19 protein-coding genes and 1 pseudogene are annotated in these 20,771 nt (G+C 70.3%); 12 read left to right on the top strand and 8 right to left on the bottom strand.

All coding sequences use genetic code 11. The features are described 5' to 3' along the window. Positions 1-579: 579 nt before the first annotated feature. The 4 genes from DKT69_RS20380 to DKT69_RS38420 form a co-directional block, all read right to left on the bottom strand. On the bottom strand, positions 580-1,104 hold the full coding sequence (locus tag DKT69_RS20380; protein WP_146231157.1) for a hypothetical protein: 525 nt from the start codon (positions 1,102-1,104) through the stop codon (positions 580-582). Positions 1,105-1,366: 262 nt separating this feature from the next. Continuing rightward, positions 1,367-2,512 (bottom strand): RNA polymerase sigma factor, encoded by a 1,146-nt coding sequence (locus DKT69_RS20375; protein WP_109803116.1) that lies wholly within the window; start codon positions 2,510-2,512, stop codon positions 1,367-1,369. A 4-nt stretch (positions 2,513-2,516) separates the two neighbouring features. Next, positions 2,517-2,924 (bottom strand): YciI family protein, encoded by a 408-nt coding sequence (locus DKT69_RS20370; protein WP_109803115.1) that lies wholly within the window; start codon positions 2,922-2,924, stop codon positions 2,517-2,519. A 595-nt stretch (positions 2,925-3,519) separates the two neighbouring features. Continuing rightward, entirely contained in the window at positions 3,520-3,804 is a 285-nt protein-coding gene (locus DKT69_RS38420) for an SHOCT domain-containing protein (RefSeq protein WP_161557907.1), read from the bottom strand. A gap of 195 nt (positions 3,805-3,999) precedes the next feature. Between DKT69_RS38420 and DKT69_RS20360 the strand changes: the two genes are divergently transcribed. Beyond that, positions 4,000-4,182, top strand: coding sequence for a hypothetical protein (locus tag DKT69_RS20360; protein WP_109803114.1), 183 nt, complete (start codon positions 4,000-4,002; stop codon positions 4,180-4,182). A gap of 183 nt (positions 4,183-4,365) precedes the next feature. Here DKT69_RS20360 and DKT69_RS20355 read toward each other — a convergent pair whose 3' ends face one another. After that, on the bottom strand, positions 4,366-5,964 hold the full coding sequence (locus DKT69_RS20355; RefSeq protein ID WP_109803113.1) for an IS1182 family transposase: 1,599 nt from the start codon (positions 5,962-5,964) through the stop codon (positions 4,366-4,368). 141 nt (positions 5,965-6,105) lie between these two features. On the opposite strand from DKT69_RS20355, the gene DKT69_RS20350 reads away from it, so the two are divergent. From DKT69_RS20350 to DKT69_RS20310, 9 genes are all read left to right on the top strand, one after another. Further along, complete coding sequence (locus DKT69_RS20350) at positions 6,106-7,614, top strand: pyridoxal phosphate-dependent decarboxylase family protein (protein ID WP_161557906.1); 1,509 nt, start codon at positions 6,106-6,108, stop codon at positions 7,612-7,614. A gap of 426 nt (positions 7,615-8,040) precedes the next feature. Continuing rightward, positions 8,041-8,385, top strand: coding sequence for an NADH-quinone oxidoreductase subunit A (locus DKT69_RS20345; RefSeq protein ID WP_109803111.1), 345 nt, complete (start codon positions 8,041-8,043; stop codon positions 8,383-8,385). Continuing rightward, positions 8,376-9,680, top strand: coding sequence for a hypothetical protein (locus DKT69_RS20340; RefSeq protein WP_109803120.1), 1,305 nt, complete (start codon positions 8,376-8,378; stop codon positions 9,678-9,680). The genes DKT69_RS20345 and DKT69_RS20340 overlap by 10 nt, the downstream gene beginning before the upstream one ends. Beyond that, the gene (locus DKT69_RS20335; RefSeq protein ID WP_109803110.1) at positions 9,673-10,608 is read left to right on the top strand and encodes a complex I subunit 1 family protein; all 936 of its coding nucleotides are present in this window, start codon (positions 9,673-9,675) and stop codon (positions 10,606-10,608) included. Before DKT69_RS20340 ends, DKT69_RS20335 begins: the two co-directional genes overlap by 8 nt. 3 nt (positions 10,609-10,611) lie before the next feature. After that, positions 10,612-11,175, top strand: a complete 564-nt coding sequence (locus DKT69_RS20330) for an NADH-quinone oxidoreductase subunit J (protein WP_109803109.1) — start codon at positions 10,612-10,614, stop codon at positions 11,173-11,175. Further along, positions 11,172-11,474, top strand: coding sequence for an NADH-quinone oxidoreductase subunit NuoK (locus tag DKT69_RS20325; RefSeq protein ID WP_109803108.1), 303 nt, complete (start codon positions 11,172-11,174; stop codon positions 11,472-11,474). The genes DKT69_RS20330 and DKT69_RS20325 overlap by 4 nt, the downstream gene beginning before the upstream one ends. Further along, on the top strand, positions 11,471-13,330 hold the full coding sequence (locus DKT69_RS20320) for a proton-conducting transporter transmembrane domain-containing protein (protein WP_109803107.1): 1,860 nt from the start codon (positions 11,471-11,473) through the stop codon (positions 13,328-13,330). Before DKT69_RS20325 ends, DKT69_RS20320 begins: the two co-directional genes overlap by 4 nt. A gap of 2 nt (positions 13,331-13,332) precedes the next feature. Continuing rightward, a complete protein-coding gene (locus tag DKT69_RS20315; protein ID WP_109803106.1) occupies positions 13,333-14,823 on the top strand; it encodes a complex I subunit 4 family protein in 1,491 nt (496 codons plus the stop codon). A 15-nt stretch (positions 14,824-14,838) separates the two neighbouring features. Then, positions 14,839-16,245, top strand: coding sequence for an NADH-quinone oxidoreductase subunit N (locus DKT69_RS20310; protein WP_438361847.1), 1,407 nt, complete (start codon positions 14,839-14,841; stop codon positions 16,243-16,245). 57 nt (positions 16,246-16,302) lie between these two features. Here DKT69_RS20310 and DKT69_RS20305 read toward each other — a convergent pair whose 3' ends face one another. Beyond that, positions 16,303-16,725: a MerR family transcriptional regulator gene (locus tag DKT69_RS20305; protein WP_109803104.1), complete on the bottom strand. Its 423-nt coding sequence runs from the start codon at positions 16,723-16,725 to the stop codon at positions 16,303-16,305. Here DKT69_RS20305 and DKT69_RS20300 point away from each other — a divergent pair. Further along, a complete protein-coding gene (locus tag DKT69_RS20300; RefSeq protein ID WP_236648113.1) occupies positions 16,718-17,554 on the top strand; it encodes a methyltransferase domain-containing protein in 837 nt (278 codons plus the stop codon). The genes DKT69_RS20305 and DKT69_RS20300 overlap by 8 nt on opposite strands. Positions 17,555-17,640: 86 nt before the next feature. Here DKT69_RS20300 and DKT69_RS20295 read toward each other — a convergent pair. After that, positions 17,641-18,114: pseudogene (locus DKT69_RS20295) on the bottom strand (transposase); the annotation flags it as partial. A 630-nt stretch (positions 18,115-18,744) separates the two neighbouring features. Here DKT69_RS20295 and DKT69_RS20290 point away from each other — a divergent pair. Then, positions 18,745-19,818 carry a L,D-transpeptidase gene (locus tag DKT69_RS20290; protein WP_236648112.1) on the top strand — a complete coding sequence of 358 codons (1,074 nt, stop codon included), beginning with the start codon at positions 18,745-18,747 and terminating at the stop codon, positions 19,816-19,818. A gap of 117 nt (positions 19,819-19,935) precedes the next feature. Here DKT69_RS20290 and DKT69_RS20285 read toward each other — a convergent pair whose 3' ends face one another. After that, positions 19,936-20,769: a PIG-L family deacetylase gene (locus DKT69_RS20285; protein ID WP_109803102.1), complete on the bottom strand. Its 834-nt coding sequence runs from the start codon at positions 20,767-20,769 to the stop codon at positions 19,936-19,938. Between the last annotated feature and the right edge of the window lie 2 nt (positions 20,770-20,771).

The raw sequence follows: 20,771 nt of genomic DNA, 5'->3' as shown, positions 1-20,771 counted from the left end.
GCTCTTCGCCCACTGGGCATGGACACCGCGCTTCTGGTGATCAGGATGACAAGAGCCGTGTAACGGGAGACTGTTACGCACGGTTCTGTGGGAGCCCGGGGGTGAAATCCCCCCGGGCGACCCGACCTCAGGCTGCCACCCGTGCTTCAGGGCGTAGCTGATGACGGCTCGTACGTCGGCCGATGCCGGATAGGCGCCGTCAGTCGCGCATGCCCCCCACGGTGCCGGCCAGGCGACCGACAGCAGATCCGCCTGGAGTGCCTGGCTCGTCTTCCCAGCGCCCCAGACCCGCAGGCGAATGCACCTGTGGCAATCACCGCTGCCCTGCACGTGATGAATCCCCGCGCGCCACACGGTCCGCGCGTCGATTCGCAGCTGCCGCAGTCGAGTCCGCACGTGGGTCACCTCGCGGTCGATCTTTCCCGATCCGCGGATGCCAGCCAAGGTATTTGCCCCTGACACGTGCCGCCGATCGGGTTGCCGTGGTGTGCACGCTCATGCCGCAGACCGCGGGCGCCGGTAACTGGCCTGTTCGTCAACCATGCACCAGCCATGAAGCCGGGTGCATGAAGTGGCGCATCATGCCAAGTGCCTGGCAGCCATGCTTGACCGATCGATCGGCCCTGGCGGCGTAAGTCGGCCTGCCTCGTAGGCGGTCAGCCGACGCAGTATCTCCGTGCGGTCGTAGCTCGGAAAGCGGACCAACAGGAGCCGTAGCTCGAACTGCGACTCGCACAGCTGGTCGAAGGTCGCCCTGTCCATCGGCCGGGCGGACACGTGCCACGAGTCCGGTGCTGCCCAGTGGGTCATCCGCAGGTAGAAGGCGTCGCGAGGGCCGGCTTGGGCGAGCGCAGTCAGGAACGCCAACCCGTCGTCGATCGGGAAGTCGATGTAGGCCCATCCCACTTGCGAAGCGATGACCGGGGCCATGTGCGGCAATTGCTCCGGCCAGTCGGCGTTGCTCTCGCCCGCGTTCTGACAACAGGTCCACGTCGTCAACCCGAGACGCCAGATGACCTCGACAATCGGCGCAAGCTCTTCGTCGATGTCGGCGCTCAGGCCGCCCACGCTGACCCTGCGGACTGGGTGCAGGTTCTCGCTCACCCGCCGGATCCTACTGATCATGGATGTCGGCATGGGCCGGCAGTAGCGGTACCACGCCCTCCAATCTTCCTCGACGTGGCGCGCACTGTTTTGCGACTGGTGGTCACGGCGCCCGACGGACGCCCGTGCAGCGAACACCCGCCCTGTCAACGAGCTCCCGTCGCCTCAACCACCTAACGGTCCGGTGCGCCGCAGCTCGGACCCGCGTGGTCTCAACCACAGGTCCGCACCAAATGCTGCAAGGAAATCCGAGCGTGGCCGGTCAGCGACCTCGGCGGGCGTTGAGGCGGGCGGCCTGGCGCGTCAGGTGGTTGCGCTCGGCGAGGTTGGGGGCCTTGCGGGCCGCCTCGGCGTACAGCCGGGCCGCCGTGGCCAGGTTGCCGTCGCGTTCGTGGAGGTATGCCGCCACCGCCGTGTGGCGGGGCAGTGCGTCGTCCAGTGCTGCGAGCGCTGCCAGTCCGGCGCGCGGTCCGTCGGCCTCGCCGAGGGCCACTGCGCGGTTGAGCCGGACGACCGGGCTGTCGGTCAGGCGCGTGAGTTCGTCGTACCACTCGACGATTTGCACCCAGTCGGTCTCCTCGGCGGTGGGCGCGTCGGCGTGGAGTGCCGCGATGGCGGCCTGGGCCTGGAACTCGCCCAGCCGGTCGCGGGCGAGGGCGGCCTGCAGGATGTCGACGCCCTCGGCGATCGACGTGGTGTCCCATCGGCTGCGGTCCTGCTCGGCGAGCGGTACCAGGCTGCCGTCGGGCGCGGTCCGGGTGGCGCGGCGGGCGTGGTGCAGCAGCATGAGGGCGAGCAGCCCCGCCACCTCGGGGTGGTCGATCGCGGCCGCGAGCTGCCGGGTGAGGCGGATGGCCTCGGCGGCGAGGTCGACGTTGCCGGAGTAGCCCTCGTTGAAGACCAGGTAGAGGACGCGCAGCACGGTGGCGACGTCGCCGGGCTGGTCGAACCGCACGCCGGAGATGGTGCGCTTGGCCCGGCTGATGCGCTGCGCCATGGTCGCCTCGGGCACCAGGTAGGCGTGGGCGATCTGGCGGGTGGTCAGCCCGCCGACGGCGCGCAGCGTGAGCGCGACCGCGGACGACGGCGTCAGCGACGGGTGGGCGCACAGGAAGTAGAGCTGGAGCGTGTCGTCCGCCGCGGGTGCGGGCCCGGGCGCCGGCTCCTCGTCGACGAGCTCTTCACGTCGGCGGCGGGCGGCGTCGGCCCGGGTCGTGTCGAGGAACTTGCGCCAGGCCGCGGTGACCAGCCAGCCCTTCGGGTCTCGCGGCGGGTTGGCCGGCCAGACGCGGAGCGCCTCGATCAGCGCGTCCTGCACGGCGTCCTCGGCCGCCGCGAAGTCGGCTCCGCGGCGGACGAGGATGCCGAGCACGCTCGGCGTGAGGCTCCGGAGCAGGGCCTCGTCCATCAGGTCACTCCGTGATGGTGGGCGGCGCGGTCAGGAAGGGGCGCAGCTCGAGCCACTCGTGGATCGGCTTGCCGCCCGCCCCGGGGGCGGCCGACAGCTCCCCGGCCAGCTCGAGGGCGCGCTCGTAGCTGTCGACGTCGATCACCATCCAGCCGGCGATGAGGTCCTTGGTCTCGGCGAACGGGCCATCGGTGACCGGCGGGCGCCCCTCACCGTCGTACCGGACGAACGTCCCCTCGGGGGCGAGCGCCTGACCGTCGACGAACTCGCCGGTCTTCTCGAGCCGGGCCGCGAAGTCGTTCATGTACTGCACGTGCGCCGAGATCTCCTCCGGCGTCCACTGGTCCATGGGCACGTCGTTGACCGCAGCCGGAGCGCCGCGATAGTGCTTGAGCAGCAAGTACTTGGCCATCGTGATTCTCCTGAGCGCTGGTGCGACCCATCGTGGTCACGTTCACCCCAGGGACGGAGCCGGTCACCAGTTCTCGACAGCGCCGTCCGATTTTTTTTGGGGCTCTCGTAGCTGAGCCTGGGTGCACCGTCTCGTGGTGTCCAGATCCACGGCGTGGCGCGAGGGCGAGAAGGAACGGGCCCTCCAAGATCAGCAGCGACCAAGCAACTGAATGAAGAGAAGCTTTGCCTGCATACTGTACGTGTGCCCCTGGTGCGTCGTGGCGGCGCAAGGGAAGCCATTCGTGCTTCCGTTTGGGCGGTCAACCGATCACGCTTCACGGGTGGGCGAGCGGGCCGGCGTGACCTCCCAGAGAACACCGAGGCGATGGCCTGCCGGGGACAACCGAGCCCTACAACCAGAGCGGCGGATCGGGAGCTTCATCGGCTCCGCACCAGCAGCCCATCAGCCTGCTGCCGGCCCAGGAGCCAGCCGGGTAGCTCAGCGGCTTCGCCCTCCACCGTTACCACGCACGGCCGGCCGGTCTTCACCTCCCAACTTCGATGACGGTCCGTCGGCGCCAGGCGGAGCGCCGACGCCTCATTGCTCGGCGCACCTACGACTTGCCGCGCAGGACGGCGCGGCGCTGCTTCAGTTCGTCCTCGCCGATCTCGCCGCGGGCGTACCGTTCGGCGAGCGTGCGCTCGGCGGCGCCGCGGGCGGACTGCCCGGGCGACCTGCGGTAGACCACGTACCCGATCCCGGACAGGACGAGGACCCAGAACAGGATCGGCAAGATCAGCCACCAACCCGGTCCCCCGCCATTCCAGGGACCGTGCCCTTCCGACCATCCCGGGTACGGGTGGGCGTGCAGCGTGAAGCTCATCAGTTCTGCCGGCATTGCAATCTCCTGTCGTGTGGGCTGCTTCTGCGCCGTTCCCTGAGATCGTGCGCCGGCCACACCGGCAGCATCGTCGGTCAGGCAGCGGCACCCGGGGTACGTCGAGCAGCGCAGGCCGCTACGGGCACATACCGCCGCCGAGGTACGGCGACGCCGCGTTGCGCAACGCCGCGCTGGCCGTAACTGCCGGTTGTCGTGCGCTCTGCCAAGGTCGAGATCCTGCTGGCCCTCTTGAGCGGCGCCGCCGTCGGCGCCCTGGTCGCCCTGCTTCAGCCCGCCTGGGAGCCCGCGCTGCTGTTCGTGCCGCTCGTACTCGTCATCGCCGTCGCCTCTCGTGTGCCACAGGAGCCGGCCGTCGAGGCGGCGGCCACGTCCTAGGTGACTGGTGTTAAACGCGGGTTGGCCGGAGTTCCGGTCTACCCGTGTTGGTCTTTGGGGTTGCGGGCTGGTCTGGTGCGCGGCGGCGTTTGGTTGTGCTGATCAGCGGTTCACTGATGCCGGTGAGGACCGGCGGGCCGCTGCTGGGGCGGATAGTGGCTGGTGGAGGGCGTTCTGTGGTGGTCAGGCGAGGGTCCAGCCGCGGGGTTGGTGGGTGAGGCCGAGGGTGGCGAGCCGGGTGAGGTTGGTGGCGGCGGCCAGGAGTGTGAAGTCGGCGGCGACGCGGAGCAGGCCGCGCATGCGGGCGCGGCGGCCGCCGTGGCGGCGGCGCATCAGGTGGGCGATCTTGCGCTCGACTTTGGGGCGGGTGGCCCGGTAGTCGGCCTTCCAGGCAGGGTCGGTCTGCCGGTTGCGGGCCGTGGTGAGGTGGGTTTCCCAGCGGCTGATGGTGATCTGCCGGCCGGTCTTCGACGCGGTGCACTGTGCTCGCAGTGGGCAGGTGGTGCAGGCTTTGCCGAAATCGGCTTTCCCGGCATGGCGGGGGTGCTCGCTGATCGGCCGGATCGCGGTGGTGACCTGGTTCGGGCAGGTCACCGTGCCCGCGCCGAGGTCGATGGTGAACTGGTCCTTGGTGAACTTGCCGGCCGGTGCGTTCGGGGGCTGGACCTTGGTCTTGATGTCGATCCCGACGTCGTGCAGCCGTTCGAGGACCTCGCCGGCGCCGTAAGCGGCGTCGCCGTAGACCGCCGCGTCACCGGCAGCGGTGTCGGTGGCGTCGACGGGTTCGGTGAGGTCGGTGATCAGGTCGGCGGCCGCTGCGGCGTCGCCGGTGTTGCCGGCGGTGACCTGCGTGGCGGTGATGATCTCGCTGTCCGGGTCGACTGCGATGTGCCCTTTGTAGCCGTCGAAGCCGCGGTGGCTTGTCTTATGACCGTGCCGGGCCTGCGGGTCGACGGTCGAGATCACCCGGTCCGCGGCGACTTTCCGGGCGATCCGCAGTACCCCGTCGTCGCCGGTTTCCAGGTCCTGACCCAGCACCGTGGCCAGCAGCGTCATCGCCTGGACGAGGGGTTCGGGTAGGTCTTTGCGGCCGTCGAGGGCGGCCAGCAAGGCGTAGCCGTCGCGGGCTCGGGAGTCGATCAATGCTTCGCGGGCGGTCTTGTCGTCCCAGTCCACGACCGGTTTCGCCGTGCTGGTGTAGTCGTCACCGCTGGTCAGCACCGCTCGTAGCTCAGCAGCCCGACCCCGGCCGGCTGCGGCGAGCAGGCCGCGGACCGCGGAGCGGATCAGGGTGATCGTGTCCATCGTGGCGACCGCGTCATACAACGGTGTCGAGTCCAGCACCCGGCGGCGGCCCACCAGCCCGGCCTGCCCGGCGGCGGCGAGGGCGACCTCGAAGATCCGGTCCGGGCGGTTCGAGCCGCGCAGCCGTTCCCGCATGTCGACCAGGACCGTGTGCGCAAACCCGGCCCGGCCGGCGCCGTCCCAGCCACCTGCCCCGGCCGCATACTGCCAGCGGACATCGAACGCGAACCGGTCGACGGCTTCGCGGTCGGAGAGTCCTTCCAGGCGCTGCAGGACCATCACCGTCGCCACCACCGACGGCGGCACCGACCGGCGGCCGGTCTGGGCGAACAGGTCGGTGAACAGGCCATCCGGGAACAGCCGGTCGCGGTGTTCGTGCAGGAACGCGTAGATCGAGTTCGCCGGCAGCGTCTCGGCGCAGAACCGGCTGACCGGATCGAAGAGATCCAGCTGCTGCGACGCTTTGCCCAACGTCATCCCAACAAACTACCGAAAATAGATGCAAGACGATGACCGCGGCGCCGGTGGCAGTCATCGTTTAACACCAGTCACCTAGGCCGGGGCGGGGGCGGCGGCGCGGGCGAACGCCAGGACATGATCCAAACTATCCTCCGGGTCATGACTTCGATCTCACCCGATCGGCGCAGCGTCGACTCCGCCCTGGACCCCTCGGCGGAGCAGATCCGGGACATGGGTGGGCGCGCCGTCGAGTGGATCGCCGCCTACCACGACTCGATCCGGGACCTGCCGATCGGCCCGCGAACCTCCGCTGCCGCACTGAAGGAGCTGCTCGCCGAGCCGCTGCCCGTCGAGGGCCGTGACTTCACCGACCTGCTCACGGTCTTCCGTGAGGTGATCGTGCCCGGCAGCCGGCACAACGGGCATCCCCGCTTCTTCGGGTACGTCTCGGCGCCGGGCACCGCGGTCGCCGCGGTGGCCGATTTCCTCGCGTCGGCGCTGAATGCGAACCTCACCGCGTGGCGGTCGGCACCGGCTCCCGGCGAGCTGGAGCACGTGGCCATCGACTGGATCAAGGAGGCTCTCGGCTGCGACCCGGGCGCCGGGGGCCTATTCATGAGCGGCGGATCGATGGCCAACTTCACGGCGCTCGCTGCCGCACGACACCGCCACTGCGGCGACGCGGTCGCCACCCACGGTGCGGCCGCATACCCCACGCCGCTGCGCGTCTACGCCTCCACCGAGACCCACCACTCGATCCACAAGGCCGCCGCGCTGCTCGGCATCGGGCGGGCGAACGTCCGCGAGATCCCGGTGGACGCCTGCTTCCGGATGGACGTCGACGCCCTCGTCCGCGCCATCGAGGAGGACCGGGCCGCCGGGGCGGAACCGTTCTGTGTGGTGGCGAACGCCGGCACCGTCGTCACCGGCGCGGTCGACCCGCTCGCCGATATCGCTGCGGTCGCGCGGCGGTACAGGCTGTGGATGCACGTTGACGCGTGCTATGGCGGCTTCGCGCGGCTCGCCCCCTCGGCTCGTCCGCTCTTCGACGGCATGTCGGAGGCTGACTCGATCGCCCTCGACCCGCACAAGTGGCTCTACCTGCCCGCGGACTGCGGCTGCCTCATCTACCGCGACCCCGAGGCGGCGCGGCGGGCCTTCAGCCTGGACGCCGACTACACCCGGGTCATGCAGACCGAGCCGGCCGAGGCCTTCGCCTTCTGGGATTACGGCCCGGACCTGTCCCGGCGATTCCGCGCGCTCAAGGTCTGGATGGCGCTGGCGCACGCTGGTTCGCGAGCTGTCGGCGACGCGGTCGAGGGCAACCTCGACTGCGCCCGTCACCTGGCCGAGCTCGTCGACGCCAGCGCTGACTTCGAGCTGCTCGCCCCGGTCGAACTCTCCATCTTCTGCTTCCGCTACCTGCCGGGGGGCGCACATGCCGGCTCGCGGTCCCAGTCCGACGAGGAGGAACTCGACCGCCTCAACGAACGGATCATGCTGGCGCTGCAGCAGGCTGGCAGCTCGTACCTGTCGAACGCGACCATCAACGGCCGCTTCGCGCTGCGCGGCTGCGTGCTCAACTACCGCACCACCCGCCGCGACATGGAGATCCTGCTCGACGACGTACGCCGCGCTGCCGAGCAGGCGATCGAGGAGACGCGCTGAAGACTCGACCTGGGGTTGCCAGCGGGCGACGGCTGGCTCGATTCCACCTTCCCCGCGATCGTCGCCACATCAGTTCCCACGCTGCTGCCCTGGTTGCATAGCAGGGACGGTGCGAACGCCGCTCTCGTGCCCCGGCAGGCGTACGACCTGACGGAGGGCCGTCGGTCGGGCTGCTGCTGGCCGACATGGCGGTACGCCGGACGTAGCCGCACGCCTCCGTCCGCCCCCACTGACACGGACACCCTCGTGCCGGAGCCATGACTCGTGGCTGTGTGGCCCCTGGTGCTTTGATCGCCGTCCCGCGTTGTCTCGCGGGTGCACCTCTGGGCCATGGCATCTGTGGTGCCCACCCGAAGCTTCGTGCTGGTATGCGCCCGGCGACCGGTTCCGGACGGGCAGACTCGTAACGGCCCTGAAGGAGGCGACATGTATGCAGGAGCCGCAGCGATGGCGCTGGTCGCTTCGGTCTTCGTTGCCGGGCTGTACGGCCTGCACCGTCTGGTCGCCCTCGCGCCCGACGCGCTCAGGGTCCTGCCGTTTCAGTCCGGCTGGGGGCCCGAGGAACACGCGCTGTCCCGGTACCACGTCCGGTGGTACCTCGCGACGCTGCTCTTCCTCGCCTTCGACGTGGAAATGCTGTTCATGTACCCGTGGGCGGTCGTCGTCGCTGAGGTGGGGGTCACGGCGATCGTCGAGATGTTCCTGTTCCTCGGTGCGGTCTTCGTTGCGGTGCTGTGGGCGTGGCGGGAGGGGGCCCTGCGGTGGGTCTGAGTCACGTTCTTGCCAAGTATGCGGTCGATCAGGCGCACGTCCTTGTGGTCGAGGTGCCGGGGCACTGGCTGACGCGTGTCGCGGCGGAGCTGCACATCCGCGAGCGAGGTTGGCTGCCCGTGTCCACGCCCGCCAACGCGGACGTGCTGGCAGTGTGTGGCACCTCCGGCTCGGAGATGGCGGCGGTGGTCGCGCGACTGTGGGACGAGATGCCCGGGCCACGCGCCCGAGTCGAGATCGATGCCCCGCACCTCGCGGCGGCGGCGTTCGACAGGGCTAAGGCCGAGCTTCTCGATGTGGGCCGGCAGCAGGACGACAGTCGCAGCCGATCCGCCATTCCAGACGACGAGCCGCACCGTGACGAGCACCGGGAGGTGCGCCACGGCGGCCATCACCACGGCGACCACGCCGGCGATGGCGAGGGGGGCGACACCGATCAGGTCGGTCACGCTCAGCACGCCGGCATGGACCACCACGAGCACGGCGGCCACGGCGCGCATGACGACCACGGCGGGATGGAGCACCACGAGCACGGCGGCCAGGGTGGAATGGGCCACGGCGGGATGGAGCACGGCGGCCACGGTGGGATGGACCACGGCGCGATGGACATGACGCCGGCCGGGATACCGCTCGCGCAGGGAGGCGACGACCGTGACGGCCTGGAGATGGACGTCCTGCACCTTCGGATGGGTTCGGTTCTGCCGCACTGGCCGGCGGGCCTTGTCCTGCGCTGCTCGCTGCAGGGCGACCTCATCGTCGACGCCGAGGTCACCGTGGTCGACGCCCGCGTCCCCTCCGACCAGGGTGACGTGAGCTACCCCGACGTACGGCACCACGCGGCGCGTCGCTGCGACAACGCAGCGGGACTGCTCGCCCTTGCGGGATGGGACGACGCGGCCAGCCACGCCCGGCGTCTGCGCGACTTGCTGCTGACCGACCGAGGCGCGGGGAAGGCGGCCGAGGATCTCGACCGGCTGCGTCACCGCATCAAGCGCGCGTGGCTGCTGCGCTGGTCGCTGCGAGGAGTCGGGCTCCTTACCGAGGCCGACCTTGCGCGCCTGGGTCTTCCCGGCCATCTACGAGGAGACACCTACGACCGACTGCTGTCCATGATCGAGCGGGTGGCCGATGACATTGCCGGCTCCGACGGCGGGAGCAGCGGTGCCAGCGAGCCGGTGTTGATCGTCAAGGTCTGCGACGTGGTGCGTGGGCTGGACGTCGCCACCGCGCGGCTGGTCGTCGCGAGCCTTGACCTCGATCCGCTGCCGGCGGCGAGCGAGGTGGCGCATGCCTGACACGGTCACTACGGTCCCCGCCGGATGGGCACTGGGTGCGGCTGCCATCTTGGGCCTACTCGCGGCCTTCGCCGCTGTGCTTGACGGGGTCTTCACGGCGCGGGCCGCGGGAGCAGGGCCGTCCGGGCTGACACGACCGTTGGGGGAGATGGCTCGGCTCATGCGGCAGCGGCGCAGGACCACGGTCGCCGCTGACACGCTGCTGTGGCGGATCGGCAGTTCCGGTCTGCTCTTCATGGCGCTGATGATCGTGACGGTGGTGCCGCTGGGGGAGTGGACGCTGTTCGACCTCGACGTCGGGGTGATGTGGTTCAACGCGATGGATGTCCTGGCGTGGGCTTTCGTGTGGCTGACGGGGTGGGGCGCCAATTCCGTGCACTCGCTGGTCGGCGGCTACCGCTTCCTGGCGCACGGGCTGGCGTACGAACTCCCGCTGATGTTCGCGCTGGTAGCGCCCGCGGTTGCCGCGTCGAGCCTGAACGTCGGGACGGTCGCGGCCGCGCAGGTGGACCTGTGGTTCGTGGTATGGATGCCTGTCGCGTTCCTGGTCTACTGCACCGGAGTCGTCGCGATCGCGGTCTGGGGACCGTTCACGCCGGCGCTGGGATCCGACATCGCCGGTGGCGTCACGGCGGAGTTGTCGGGGGTCGACCGGCTGGTTTTCCAGGGCGGACGGTACGCACTGCTGGTCGCGGGGGCGGCGTTCGCCGTGCCGATGTTCCTCGGCGGTGGGGCCGGCCCGCTGCTGCCCGGCTGGGCCTGGGTGCTGGTGAAGACGGTCGCCCTGCTCGCGGTGTTCGTGTGGCTGCGCCGCCGGCTGCCCGCGTTCCGACCGGACCTGTTCATGGAGGTCGGCTGGCTGGTACTGCTGCCCGCGGTGCTCGTGCAGGACCTGCTCGTCGCTGTCGTCGTGGTGTGGAGGACGTGACCCATGATCACTCACATCTCGTTCTGGGCCCTCGCCGTCGTGGCTGTGCTCGCCGGCGCCGCGGTCTTCTATGTCAACTCGATGGCCCGGGCCAGCTACGCCCTTGCGGTGTCGTTCATCGCGGTGGGCGTGCAGGTGCTGCTGCTGCAGCAGAACTACGTCGGCGTCGTGACGATCCTGATGATGGTGATGGAGATGGCCGTGATGGCCGTCTACATGGTCATGTTCATGGGCATGAACCCGGCGCTGATGCCGATGAGCATGGTGCACGACAAGCGGCACGCCCTGGCCGCCGCCGTCGGTTCCTTCGTGCTCCTGGCCGCCGGGGCCGTGCTCATTCCCTGGCCGGCCCGCCGTGGTAGGCCGCCCGCCGGCGTGACGGTGGCGTTGGGTGAGGAGTTGATGGGTCCGAAGATGCTGGTGATGGGGGTGGTCGGCGCGGTCATGGCGGCCACGATCGTCGCTGGAGTGGTGCTGGCCGCGCACCGCACCCGCTACGACCGGTTTGGCGACGACCTTCGCCGCCGACCGGCGAAGGACCCGCAACCGGGAGGCGTCGGCCGATGACCCTCCAGACGGTTCTGCTGGTGGCCGCGGCACTCTTCAGCGTCGGGCTGTACGGGGCGCTGTCCCAGCAGGTCGTGGTGATGGTGATGATGGGGCTGGAGCTGATGCTCAACGGGCTCATCCTGGCCGCCGCGGGCTTCTGGTGGTTCCTCGCCCCGGACCCCTCCGGGCAGGTGCTGCTGCTCGTGATCATCGTCGCGATGACGGTGGAGATGGCGATGGGCTTCGCCGTGGCCACCCACCTGCATCGGGTACGGCGGGTGGACATGACCGACATGGCGGCGGACCTCAACGGATGAGTGACTTCGCCCAGGCCTCGCTCTGGTTGCTGGTGATCCTGCCGGCGGCGGTCGGCGGTCTGCTCGCCCTCACCCGGCGGGCGGACCGGATCGTCGTAGCGGTCTCCCTGGGCGCAGCCGCGCTCACCCTGGCGCTGTCGGCGGTGGTGGCATTCCAGCGGCCGAGCGTGGCGGTGCCGTTCATGGCCGGCGCCGACTTCGCGCTCACCGTCGACGGCCTGGCCGCCCTGCTCGTGCCCACTGTCGCGGCGGTGACCCTGCTGGTGCTGGTCTTCGCGGCCGGGGAGATCCAGCGGGCGCGGGCCCGGTTCCACGGCCTGATGCTGCTGTTCGCCTCCTCCGCCGCGCTCACCGCGACCGCGGCGACGCTACCCACGCTGCTGTTCGCTTGGGAGATCATGGGTGCGGCCTCGTACGCGCTCATCGGCTTCTGGTGGCGCGACGACGACCGCATGTCGGCCGGTCTGACCGCGTTCGTCACCACCCGCACCGCAGATCTGGGCCTCTACCTCGCTGCGGCCGCCGCGCTCGCCGGCGGGGCGGGCCTGGCCCTGGCTGACCTGCCCGGCGGCAGCATGGGGTGGCGACACGTGATCGCCGCCGGAATCCTGGTCGCCGCGCTCGGTAAGGCCGCGCAACTGCCGTTCTCGTTCTGGCTGTCCCGGGCGATGGCCGGTCCCAGCCCGGTCAGCGCCCTGCTGCATTCCGCGGCGATGGTCGCCATGGGCGGCTACCTGCTGCTGCGGGTGGAGCCGCTGCTGGTCTCGACCGGCTGGGCGGGAACGGTGACCAGCTGGCTGGGTGCCACGACGGCCCTGCTGTTGGGCGCTGTGGCGGTCGCCCAGCGGGACCTCAAGCAGTTGCTGGCGGCCTCCACCGCCGCGCAGCTGGGGTTCGTGGTGATGGCCGCCGGGGCCGGTACGGTCGCTGGCGGCGCCGTACACCTGGTCGCGCACGCCGCCACCAAGGCGCTGCTGTTCCTCGCCGCCGGGGCGTGGCTGACCGCCCTCGGCACCCAGCGGCTCGCCGGCCTGTCCGGCGTCGCTCGGCGCTGGCCGTTGGTCGGCTGGTCGGCCACCGTCGGCGCGCTCGCCCTCGCCGGCGTCGCGCCGCTGTCGCTCTGGGCGACCAAGGACGCCGTCCTCGCCGCCGCCCTGGCGCAGTCCCCATGGCTCTACGCCGTCGGCCTGGTCGCCTCCGCCCTGTCCGCCGCGTATGCCGGGAAGATCCTGATCGTGATGTGGCGGCGGGTGCCCGCCGACCGGCGGGCCGACGTCGAGGCCCACCACGAGGCGGAGCAGGGCATCGGCGGCGTGAACCTGTTCCAGCAGTTGCCCGTGGTCGTGCTCGCGGTGGCCGCCGCCGTACTCGGGGTCCTCGCCCTTCCGCCGGTCGACGGCCTGCTGGCCCGAGCGGTGGCAACGGGGGAGGCGCCCCGGGCCGCTCCGCTTGAACTCGGTGTGTCCGCGGCCATCGCGCTGGTGATCGTCCTGGCCGTGGCCCGCAGGCGAGTCCCCGAGCCGCGGTGGGCGCTGCGCTGGCTCGGACTGGAGAGCGCCGCAGGGCTGCTCGTCGTACGCCCTACTCTGTGGCTCGCCGACGCCCTGGCCCGCTTTGACGACCGGGTGCTGGACCGGGGCGTCGAGCGGGTCGCGGCCGCGACCCTGCGGGTGGCGGACCGGTCCGCCCGCGCCGACGACCGGTGGCTGGACGGTGCCGTGGAGCGGTTCGCCGGCTGGACGCGCCGGCTGGGTCAGCTCGCGCGCCGGCCGCAGACCGGCCAACTGCATCAGTACTACCTGCAGGCCGTCGTGGTGGTCGTGGTCGGCGTCCTCCTACTCGTCGCGTTGAGGTGAGCGTGCTCAGTCTGATCGTCTTCGTGCCCCTCGCCGCCGCACTGGCGCTGGTCGGCCTGCCCCGGCTCCGCGATGCGCCGACGCGTTGGGCCTGGGTGGCGGTGGCGGCCGTCGACCTCGCGCTCGTGATCGTCGTGTGGGTTAGGTACGAGAAACCCGCTCCCGGCGGGCTCGCCTTCGAGGAGCGGGCCGCCTGGATCCCGGGTGTGAACAGCAGCTACCACCTGGGGGTCGACGGGTTCTCGCTGCCGCTGGTCGCGATGACCGCGGTGATCTTCCTGGCCTGCGCCGTGTACGCGCTGCGGGAGCGGCACCGGCCCCGCGCCCATGCGGCGCTGTTCCTGTTCCTGCAGAGCGTCAGCCTCGGCCTGTTCGTGGCCGCCGACCTGATCCTGTTCTTCGTCTTCTTCGACCTGTCCCTCGTCGGCATGTACTTCTTGATCGCCGGATGGGGCCACGGCAACCGCGGGCACTCAGCGATGAAGTTCTTCCTCTACACCTTCCTCGGCTCCCTGGCCCTGCTCGTCGGCTTCATCGGCCTCTACGTCGCCGCCGAACCTCACACCTTCGACATGCCCGCGCTAGCCGCCGCCACCCCGTTGGCCGGCCGGCCTCTCGCTGGTGGGTTGGTGCTCGCCGCGATCCTGGTCGGCCTGGCGGTGAAGACCCCGACCGTGCCGTTCCACACCTGGCTGCCGCCCGCGCACACCGACGCGCCCGCCGTCGGCTCGGCGGTGCTGGCCGGGGTGCTGCTGAAGATGGGCACCTACGGCTTCGTCCGCATCGCCATGCCGATGCTGCCGCAGGCCTGGCGGGCCTGGGCGTGGGTCGTCATCGTCGTCGGCGTGGTGTCGGTCATCTACGGCGCGCTCGTCGCGCTGGCCCAGACCAATGTCAAACGCATGATCGCCTACACGTCGGTCAACCACATGGGCTACATCGCGCTCGCGGTCGGCGCCGCCGGGCTGGTCGCCGCCGACACCACCCAGGCTCGGACCGTGGCGGTCACCGGGGCGGTCACCCAGATGGTCAGCCACGGCCTGATCACCGGGGCGCTGTTCCTCCTCGCCGGCGTCCTGCGCGACCGCGTCGGCACCTATGACGTGGGTGCCTACGGCGGGCTCGCCGCGCCCGCACCGGCGTTCGCCACGCTCTTCGCCGTCGGCGCTTTCGCGTCCCTGGGCCTGCCCGCGTTCGCCGGGTTCATCGCTGAGTTCCAGATCTTCACCGGCAGCGTCGCCGTCGCCCCCGTCACCGCGGTCGCGCTGGTCGGCATCCTCGTGACCGCCGCGCTGTTCCTGCGCGCGTTGCAACGGGTCTTCACCGGCGAAACCCGAGGACACTCGATCGGATTCACCGACCTGCGCCCGAGCGAGATCTGGTCGGCCGGGCCCCTGCTGCTGCTCTCCCTCGCCATCGGCATCCTGCCCCGACCGCTACTCGACGTCATCGAGCCGGCCTCCGCCGCCGTCGTCGATCTCGTCGGCAGGTGACCGGTGGACGCCGAGATGGGGATGCGGCCCCTGCTCCTGCTACCCGAGATGCTGCTGCTCGTCGGTGGCCTCGGCGCGCTGATCGGCGGCTCGTTCGTCCCTCGGCAGCGACAGTGGCTGATCCGGGTCCTCACCGCCGTCGTCCTCGTCGCCGCCATGGCCGCCGCCGCGGTCCAGCTCGGTGGGCCGGTGCAGCGTGCGTTCGAGGGCACCTACGCCGTCGACACCGCCACCGGCGTCGCCCGGATCCTCGCCGCGTTCGGAACACTGCTCGTCCTGACCCTCGCCGCGGATGAGATCGCGGCGTCGGCGCGGGAAAGCGAGACCTACGCGCTGCTCCTGTTCGTCACCACCGGGACAGTGGTCCTCGCGGGCGCGGACGACCTGCTCGTCCTCGCCGTCGGGTTCCTGCTGGCCACCATCCCGCTCTACGGGCTGATCGGCCTGGTGAACACCGCCAGCGGCGCGGAAGCCGCGATGAAGACCTACCTGATGGGTGCGCTGTTCGGCATCCTCCTGCTGCTCGGCGTGACCATCCTGTCGGGAGTCGCCGGCACGACCATGTACGGGGACCTGACGGACCGACTTACCCAGGCGCCAGCGGTGGCCGTCGCAGCGGCGACCGTCGGCGTCGTTGCGGGGCTGATGTTCAAAGCCGGCGGCGTACCGGCTCATTTCTGGGTGCCGGACGCCGCGCAGGGTGCCGGCGGCACCGTGGCGACTTTCCTGACCACGGTGCCCAAGATCGGCGCTCTGATCGCGGTGTACCGGTTCGTCCTGGTGCTTCCCCGCACCACGTCGTGGGCGCTGCTGGTGGCGATCTTCGCGGTCGCCAGCATGACCCTGGGCAACCTGGCCGCCTACTGGCAGAACGATCCACGACGCCTGCTCGGCTGGTCGACCGTGAGCCAGGTCGGCTTTCTCCTCGTACCCGTGGCGGTGGCCGGACGCAGCGACCTCGCGTTGCCGTCGCTGCTGGTCTACCTCGCCGGCTACACGGTGACCAACATCGCCGCGTTCGCGGTCACGGCCGCACTGCCCGAGCACCGGGAGCTCACCGCCTACGGGGGCCTGGCCCGGCGGCGGCCCTGGTTGGCCGCAGCGCTGCTGGTGGCGCTGCTCGGCCTGGTGGGCACCCCACCCACCGCAGTGTTCGTCGGCAAGCTGACCACCGCGACCGCCGCCTGGGACGGCGACTACGCATGGCTCGCTGTCGTCGCCTTCGTCAACACTGTGCTCAGCCTGTTCTACTACCTGCGCTGGATCGTGCCGGCCTACCGCACCGCCGACGCCGACATGGTGGCTACGGAGCAGGTCAGCCCTCGACGGTGGTCCGCGCGCACCGCCGTCATCGCGGCCGCACTCAGCCTCGCCGCGGGTCTCGCGGCGGGTCCGCTCTGGCAGCTGGCCAGCCAGCAGTAGGAACTGAGAGCTGGCGTCGTCACCCGTCGGACATTCGAGGGCGCGGGCTGGGCCGGACTACGCCGTGCAGGCGTGGTGCAGTCCTGGCTCGCTAACGGAAGCGGGACCGCCGGCCAGGGCGGCAAAAGTTGAACGGAAGGCCGGACAGCGGGTGAAGTCGTCATGCTCGCAGGCCAACGCCGCGTCGATCAGCCGCAACGACGCCTGTGACCGGGCGATCCGCTGGGCGAGGTCGGTGCGGTGCCGGCGCATGAGGTCCCGTCTGGTCGCGCCGTCGGCCTCGATGATCTCGCGGATGTCGTCGAGCCGGAACCCGGCTTCCTTTGCGCGGAGGATGGCGGCGATGCGGTGCAGATGGTCAAGCCCGTAGCGTCTGCGCCCGGCTGGGGTCCGGTCAGGCACGAGCAGCCCGACGGACTCCCAGTGCCGCAGCACGTGGGTGGGCAGGCCGAACCGGCCGGCGGCCTCCCCGATGCTCATCCCCGACGCGCAGCCGCTTGACGTCATGTCGACATTAAGTCGCAGGCTGATCAGCATGTCAATGCAGCACAACACCGCCCAGCCGGCCTCCGGAACCGACCGCCTGATCCGGTTGCTCGACGCCGCCGACGCTCTCCCCGCTGCCGCCGCCCTACGCGCCCGCTCCTACGACCTGCTGCAGCTGACCGCGTCGTGCGCGGTGGTCGACGTCGGCTGCGGGACGGGCCGTGCGGTGGCGGAACTCGCTGCCCGGGGTGTGCGACCGATCGGCGTCGACCGCGACGAACGGATGATCGCGGTCGCCCGCGCCCGGCTGCCCCAGGCAGATCTACGCCTCGGTGACGCCTACCAGCTGCCGCTGCCCGACGGATCGGTCAACGGGTACCGGGCGGACAAGGTCCTCCACGAACTGGACGACCCCTCGCGCGCCCTCGCCGAAGCGCGGCGGGTGCTCGCCCCCGGCAGCCGCATCGTCCTGATCGGCCAGGACTGGGACACCATCGTCATCGACTCCGACGACCCCGCCCTCACCCGGACCATCGTCCACGCCCGCGCCGACACCATTCCCGCGCCCCGAGCCGCCCGCCGATACCGCAACCTGCTGATGGAGGCCGGCTTCCTCCGGCCGGACGTGGAGGTCCGCACCGGTGTCTTCACCGACGCGACGATGCTTCCCATGCTCGCCGGGTTCGCCGATGCAGGGAGGACGACCGGCGCCGTGACCGGTGACCAGGCCGACGCGTGGGTTACCGACCAGCGGCGCCGAGCCGCGAATGATCGGCTGTTCCTGGCGCTTCCACTGTTCGTGGCCTCGGCACGCCGGCCGTGACCTGCGTGCGGCGAGACGGCCAGGCCAAAGGCCCGGCCGACGGCCGCCGCAGTCAGCGGTCGGTGTGCTGGTCGCTTGGTGGCTAATCAGGCCTGGTAGGCGAGGTTGATCATCATGCCGGTCTCGGCGTGGTAGATGTTGTGGCAGTGGGTCATCCACTGGCCCGGGTTGTCGGCGTCGAGGTCCACCGCGACGGTCTGCCGCGGCGTGACGATGACGGTGTCCTTGAGGGCGGGCTTCCACCGCACTGCCCGCTTGGCTCGTCCTCGGCCGGTGGGGTCCAAGGATCGGGTGATCAGGTAGAGGCACTTCAGGGCGGCTTGCTCGGTCGGGAAGTGGCCGCGGGCGCGGACGGCGCGGCAGTAGCGGGCGTTGAGGGACTCGATGGCGTTGGTGGAGCAGATGATCCGGGGGATTTCCACGTCGTAGTCCAGGAACGGGACGAACTCCGACCAGGCCGCCCGCCACAGCTTGATGATCGCCGGATACTGTCCGCCCCAAGCGGTGGCGAAGCAGTGGAAGTCGCCGTGCGCGGTGAATCGTTCGAGGTCGGACGCCTGCTGCCACAGCGGTGCCCGCGCAGCCGAGAGGGCCTTGTTGAGGACGTCTCGGCGCACCTGGCGGACCAGCGGTGCGGCCGTCGCCGATGTGGTGCCGGAGCTGCTCGACGGCGTCGCGCAGTGACGCGCACCAGACGAACCGGCGAGGCGCCGGCAGTCCGGCAGGGCTCACCGGAGACAGCGCTCGCTGAGTTTGATCGGGCCGTCTACCGAGGGTGTTCGCCGGCGGGCGACCACCAGCCTTCGACCGAGTTGCCGACAAGAAGCGCAACGTCGTAAAACTCTTCAACAGATCCTGCCGAAGTCCGAGGCGACGCCGTCGCAGGGACCTTGTCCTCTGACACCGCTGCCGGGCCTCTGACGTCCGTGACCAGTCTGTCTCGGGCCATGCCTGATAGTCCGACTGGACCCGACGTAAGGCACCCGACATCGGGATCCCCTGGCGCGCCGCCAACAAGTACTCTCCTGGCGGAGAGGAACGAGATGATCAATCGTCGAAAGTTGATCGCCACCGGTCTGGGTGTCACGGCCGGCCTGGTGACCGCAGGTTGCAGCCGTGGGTCCGCGTCCGGAGCCGCGTGGTCGCAGCCTGGTCTGGCTGCGGCGAGTGCGCCCGCGGGCGAGGTGCGTGTGACCGTCACCCCGGCTGCCGATGCGACCAAGGTGTCGCCGCTCGAGCAGGTGGTCGTGGCGGTGGAGGGCGGCACGCTCAAGGACGTATCGGTGGCCACCGGAGGCAAGACCGTCGCCGGCAAGCTCGGCAGCGACGGTCAGACGTGGCGTTCGACCGGCAAACTGGCCTATGGCAAGACCTACACGGTTGCCGTGTCGGCGGCCGACTCCGCCGGCGCGCTGAGCCAGCACAAGAGCAGCTTCCGCACGGTCAAGCCGTCCGGGGTCGCTTCCGTCACGTTCCAGGCCAGCGCACTGACCGCCCTCCGGGACGGCGGCACGTACGGGGTCGGTCAGCCGGTCATGGTGAACTTCAGCAAGCCGGTCAAGAACCGCGCCGAGGCCGAGAAGGCGATGCTGGTGGAGACCACGCCGGCCGTCGAGGGACGGTGGCGTTGGATCGACGGCCAGAACGCGCACTGGCGGCCGGCGAAGTACTGGACCCCGGGCACGAAGATCTCGGTGAAGGTCAACCTCTTCGGCCGTGATCTCGGCAAGGGCGTCTACGGCGGGGCCAACGCCAGCACGAACTTCGCCATCGGCCCGTCCCGCATCGCCATCGCCGATGCCACCACCCACCGGATGAAGGTCTACATCGACGGCAAGATGGTGCGGGACATCCCGATCAGCATGGGCAAGGGCGGCACCGCCGTGGGCGCGAACGGGGAGGTCATCAGCTACTGGACTCGCTCCGGCCCGCACGTGGTGATGACCCGGGAGCCCTCACACCGGATGACCTCGGCCAGCTACGGGCTCGTCGATCCCAAGGATCCCAACTACTACGACGAGGTCATCAAGCTCTGTCTGCGGATCTCCTACTCGGGCGAGTTCGTCCACATGGCCGACTGGAACATCGGTGCCCACGGCAACCGGAACACCTCGCACGGTTGCATCAACGTCGGACCGGCCGACGCTCGATGGTTCTACGAGACGTTCCGGCCCGGCGACGTGGTCGATGTGCGCAACACTCCTCGGCACATGGCGCTCACCGACGGGGTGGGCGACTGGACCGTACCGTGGGACAAGTGGTGATCGGAGGCGGCTTGGCACGGCCCTGTGCTCAATGGCAGCACGGTGCCGGGATGGCCGTCTCGGTCAGGAAGTGGCCGGCGCCGGTCTCCCGGAGGACCCCGACTGGCACCGGCCCGGTCAGCGCAGTCCGGCGAACAAGTCGTCCTCGGGTACCGGCGCGCCAGTGGTGTCGCGGACCCGGACGAAGGTCTCCATGCCCATCAGCTCGGTGAACCGGTCCCTGCCGAGTTGCAGGAAGAAGATGTTCTCGGTCTGACTGGCATGCGCGGCCAACGCGTCGAACTTCTGCGCGCCGTAGCTGCTCGTGTCCACCCAGGTGGTGATCTCGTCGTCGGGCAGGCCGAGCTGCGGCACCGACTCCGCAGACGCCGCGTCCGGCTCGGCCCACTCGACGCCGAGCTCCTGCATGATCCGGCCGAATTCCGCGAACGCCGAGCGCGGCACGGTGGTCCAGTACACCTTGGCGGGGATGTCCGTCATCGCGACCGCGGCCATGGTGATTCTGTGGGCCTGGATGTGGTCCGGGTGGCCGTAGAAGCCGTTCTCGTCATAGGTGACGACGACGTCCGGCCGGTACTGTCGGATCAGCTCCGCCAGCCGGTCCGCCGCCTCCGCCACCGGCGTGGTCCAGAATGCGCCGGGCAGGTCGTTGGTCGGCCAGCCCATCATCCCGGAATCGGCGTAGCCGAGCGTCTCCAGGTGGGTGACCTTCAACGACGCGCAGCTGGCCTCCAGTTCCTCCTGGCGCATCGCCACCACGGCGGCCGGGTCGTGCCCCGGGTCGCCGGGCTTGACCCCGCCGGGGCCGTCGCCACATCGCCCGTCGGTGCAGGTCACGAGCACTGTCGAGATCCCTTCCGCCGCGTAGCGAGCCAGGACACCACCGGTGCTCGTCGCCTCGTCGTCGGGGTGGGCGTGCACCGCCATCAAGGTCAGAGATCGCTCAGCCATGC

The organism is Micromonospora sicca (genome assembly GCF_003172935.1).
GTDB classification, from domain to species: Bacteria; Actinomycetota; Actinomycetes; order Mycobacteriales; family Micromonosporaceae; genus Micromonospora; species Micromonospora sicca.
This window is presented reverse-complemented; position numbering and strand designations above follow the sequence as displayed.

Excerpts from the sequence above, each read along its gene's own strand:
- DKT69_RS20335 (WP_109803110.1), top strand. The coding sequence starts at position 9,673 with ATGCCTGACACGGTCACTACGGTCCCCGCCGGATGGGCACTGGGTGCG.
- DKT69_RS20350 (WP_161557906.1), top strand. The coding sequence starts at position 6,106 with ATGACTTCGATCTCACCCGATCGGCGCAGCGTCGACTCCGCCCTGGAC.
- DKT69_RS20325 (WP_109803108.1), top strand. The coding sequence starts at position 11,172 with ATGACCCTCCAGACGGTTCTGCTGGTGGCCGCGGCACTCTTCAGCGTC.
- DKT69_RS20320 (WP_109803107.1), top strand. The coding sequence starts at position 11,471 with ATGAGTGACTTCGCCCAGGCCTCGCTCTGGTTGCTGGTGATCCTGCCG.
- DKT69_RS20310 (WP_438361847.1), top strand. The coding sequence starts at position 14,839 with ATGGGGATGCGGCCCCTGCTCCTGCTACCCGAGATGCTGCTGCTCGTC.
- DKT69_RS20370 (WP_109803115.1), bottom strand. The coding sequence starts at position 2,924 with ATGGCCAAGTACTTGCTGCTCAAGCACTATCGCGGCGCTCCGGCTGCG.
- DKT69_RS20300 (WP_236648113.1), top strand. The coding sequence starts at position 16,718 with ATGCTCATCCCCGACGCGCAGCCGCTTGACGTCATGTCGACATTAAGT.
- DKT69_RS38420 (WP_161557907.1), bottom strand. The coding sequence starts at position 3,804 with ATGCCGGCAGAACTGATGAGCTTCACGCTGCACGCCCACCCGTACCCG.
- DKT69_RS20285 (WP_109803102.1), bottom strand. The coding sequence starts at position 20,769 with ATGGCTGAGCGATCTCTGACCTTGATGGCGGTGCACGCCCACCCCGAC.
- DKT69_RS20375 (WP_109803116.1), bottom strand. The coding sequence starts at position 2,512 with ATGGACGAGGCCCTGCTCCGGAGCCTCACGCCGAGCGTGCTCGGCATC.
- DKT69_RS20330 (WP_109803109.1), top strand. The coding sequence starts at position 10,612 with ATGATCACTCACATCTCGTTCTGGGCCCTCGCCGTCGTGGCTGTGCTC.
- DKT69_RS20345 (WP_109803111.1), top strand. The coding sequence starts at position 8,041 with ATGTATGCAGGAGCCGCAGCGATGGCGCTGGTCGCTTCGGTCTTCGTT.
- DKT69_RS20355 (WP_109803113.1), bottom strand. The coding sequence starts at position 5,964 with ATGACGTTGGGCAAAGCGTCGCAGCAGCTGGATCTCTTCGATCCGGTC.
- DKT69_RS20305 (WP_109803104.1), bottom strand. The coding sequence starts at position 16,725 with ATGAGCATCGGGGAGGCCGCCGGCCGGTTCGGCCTGCCCACCCACGTG.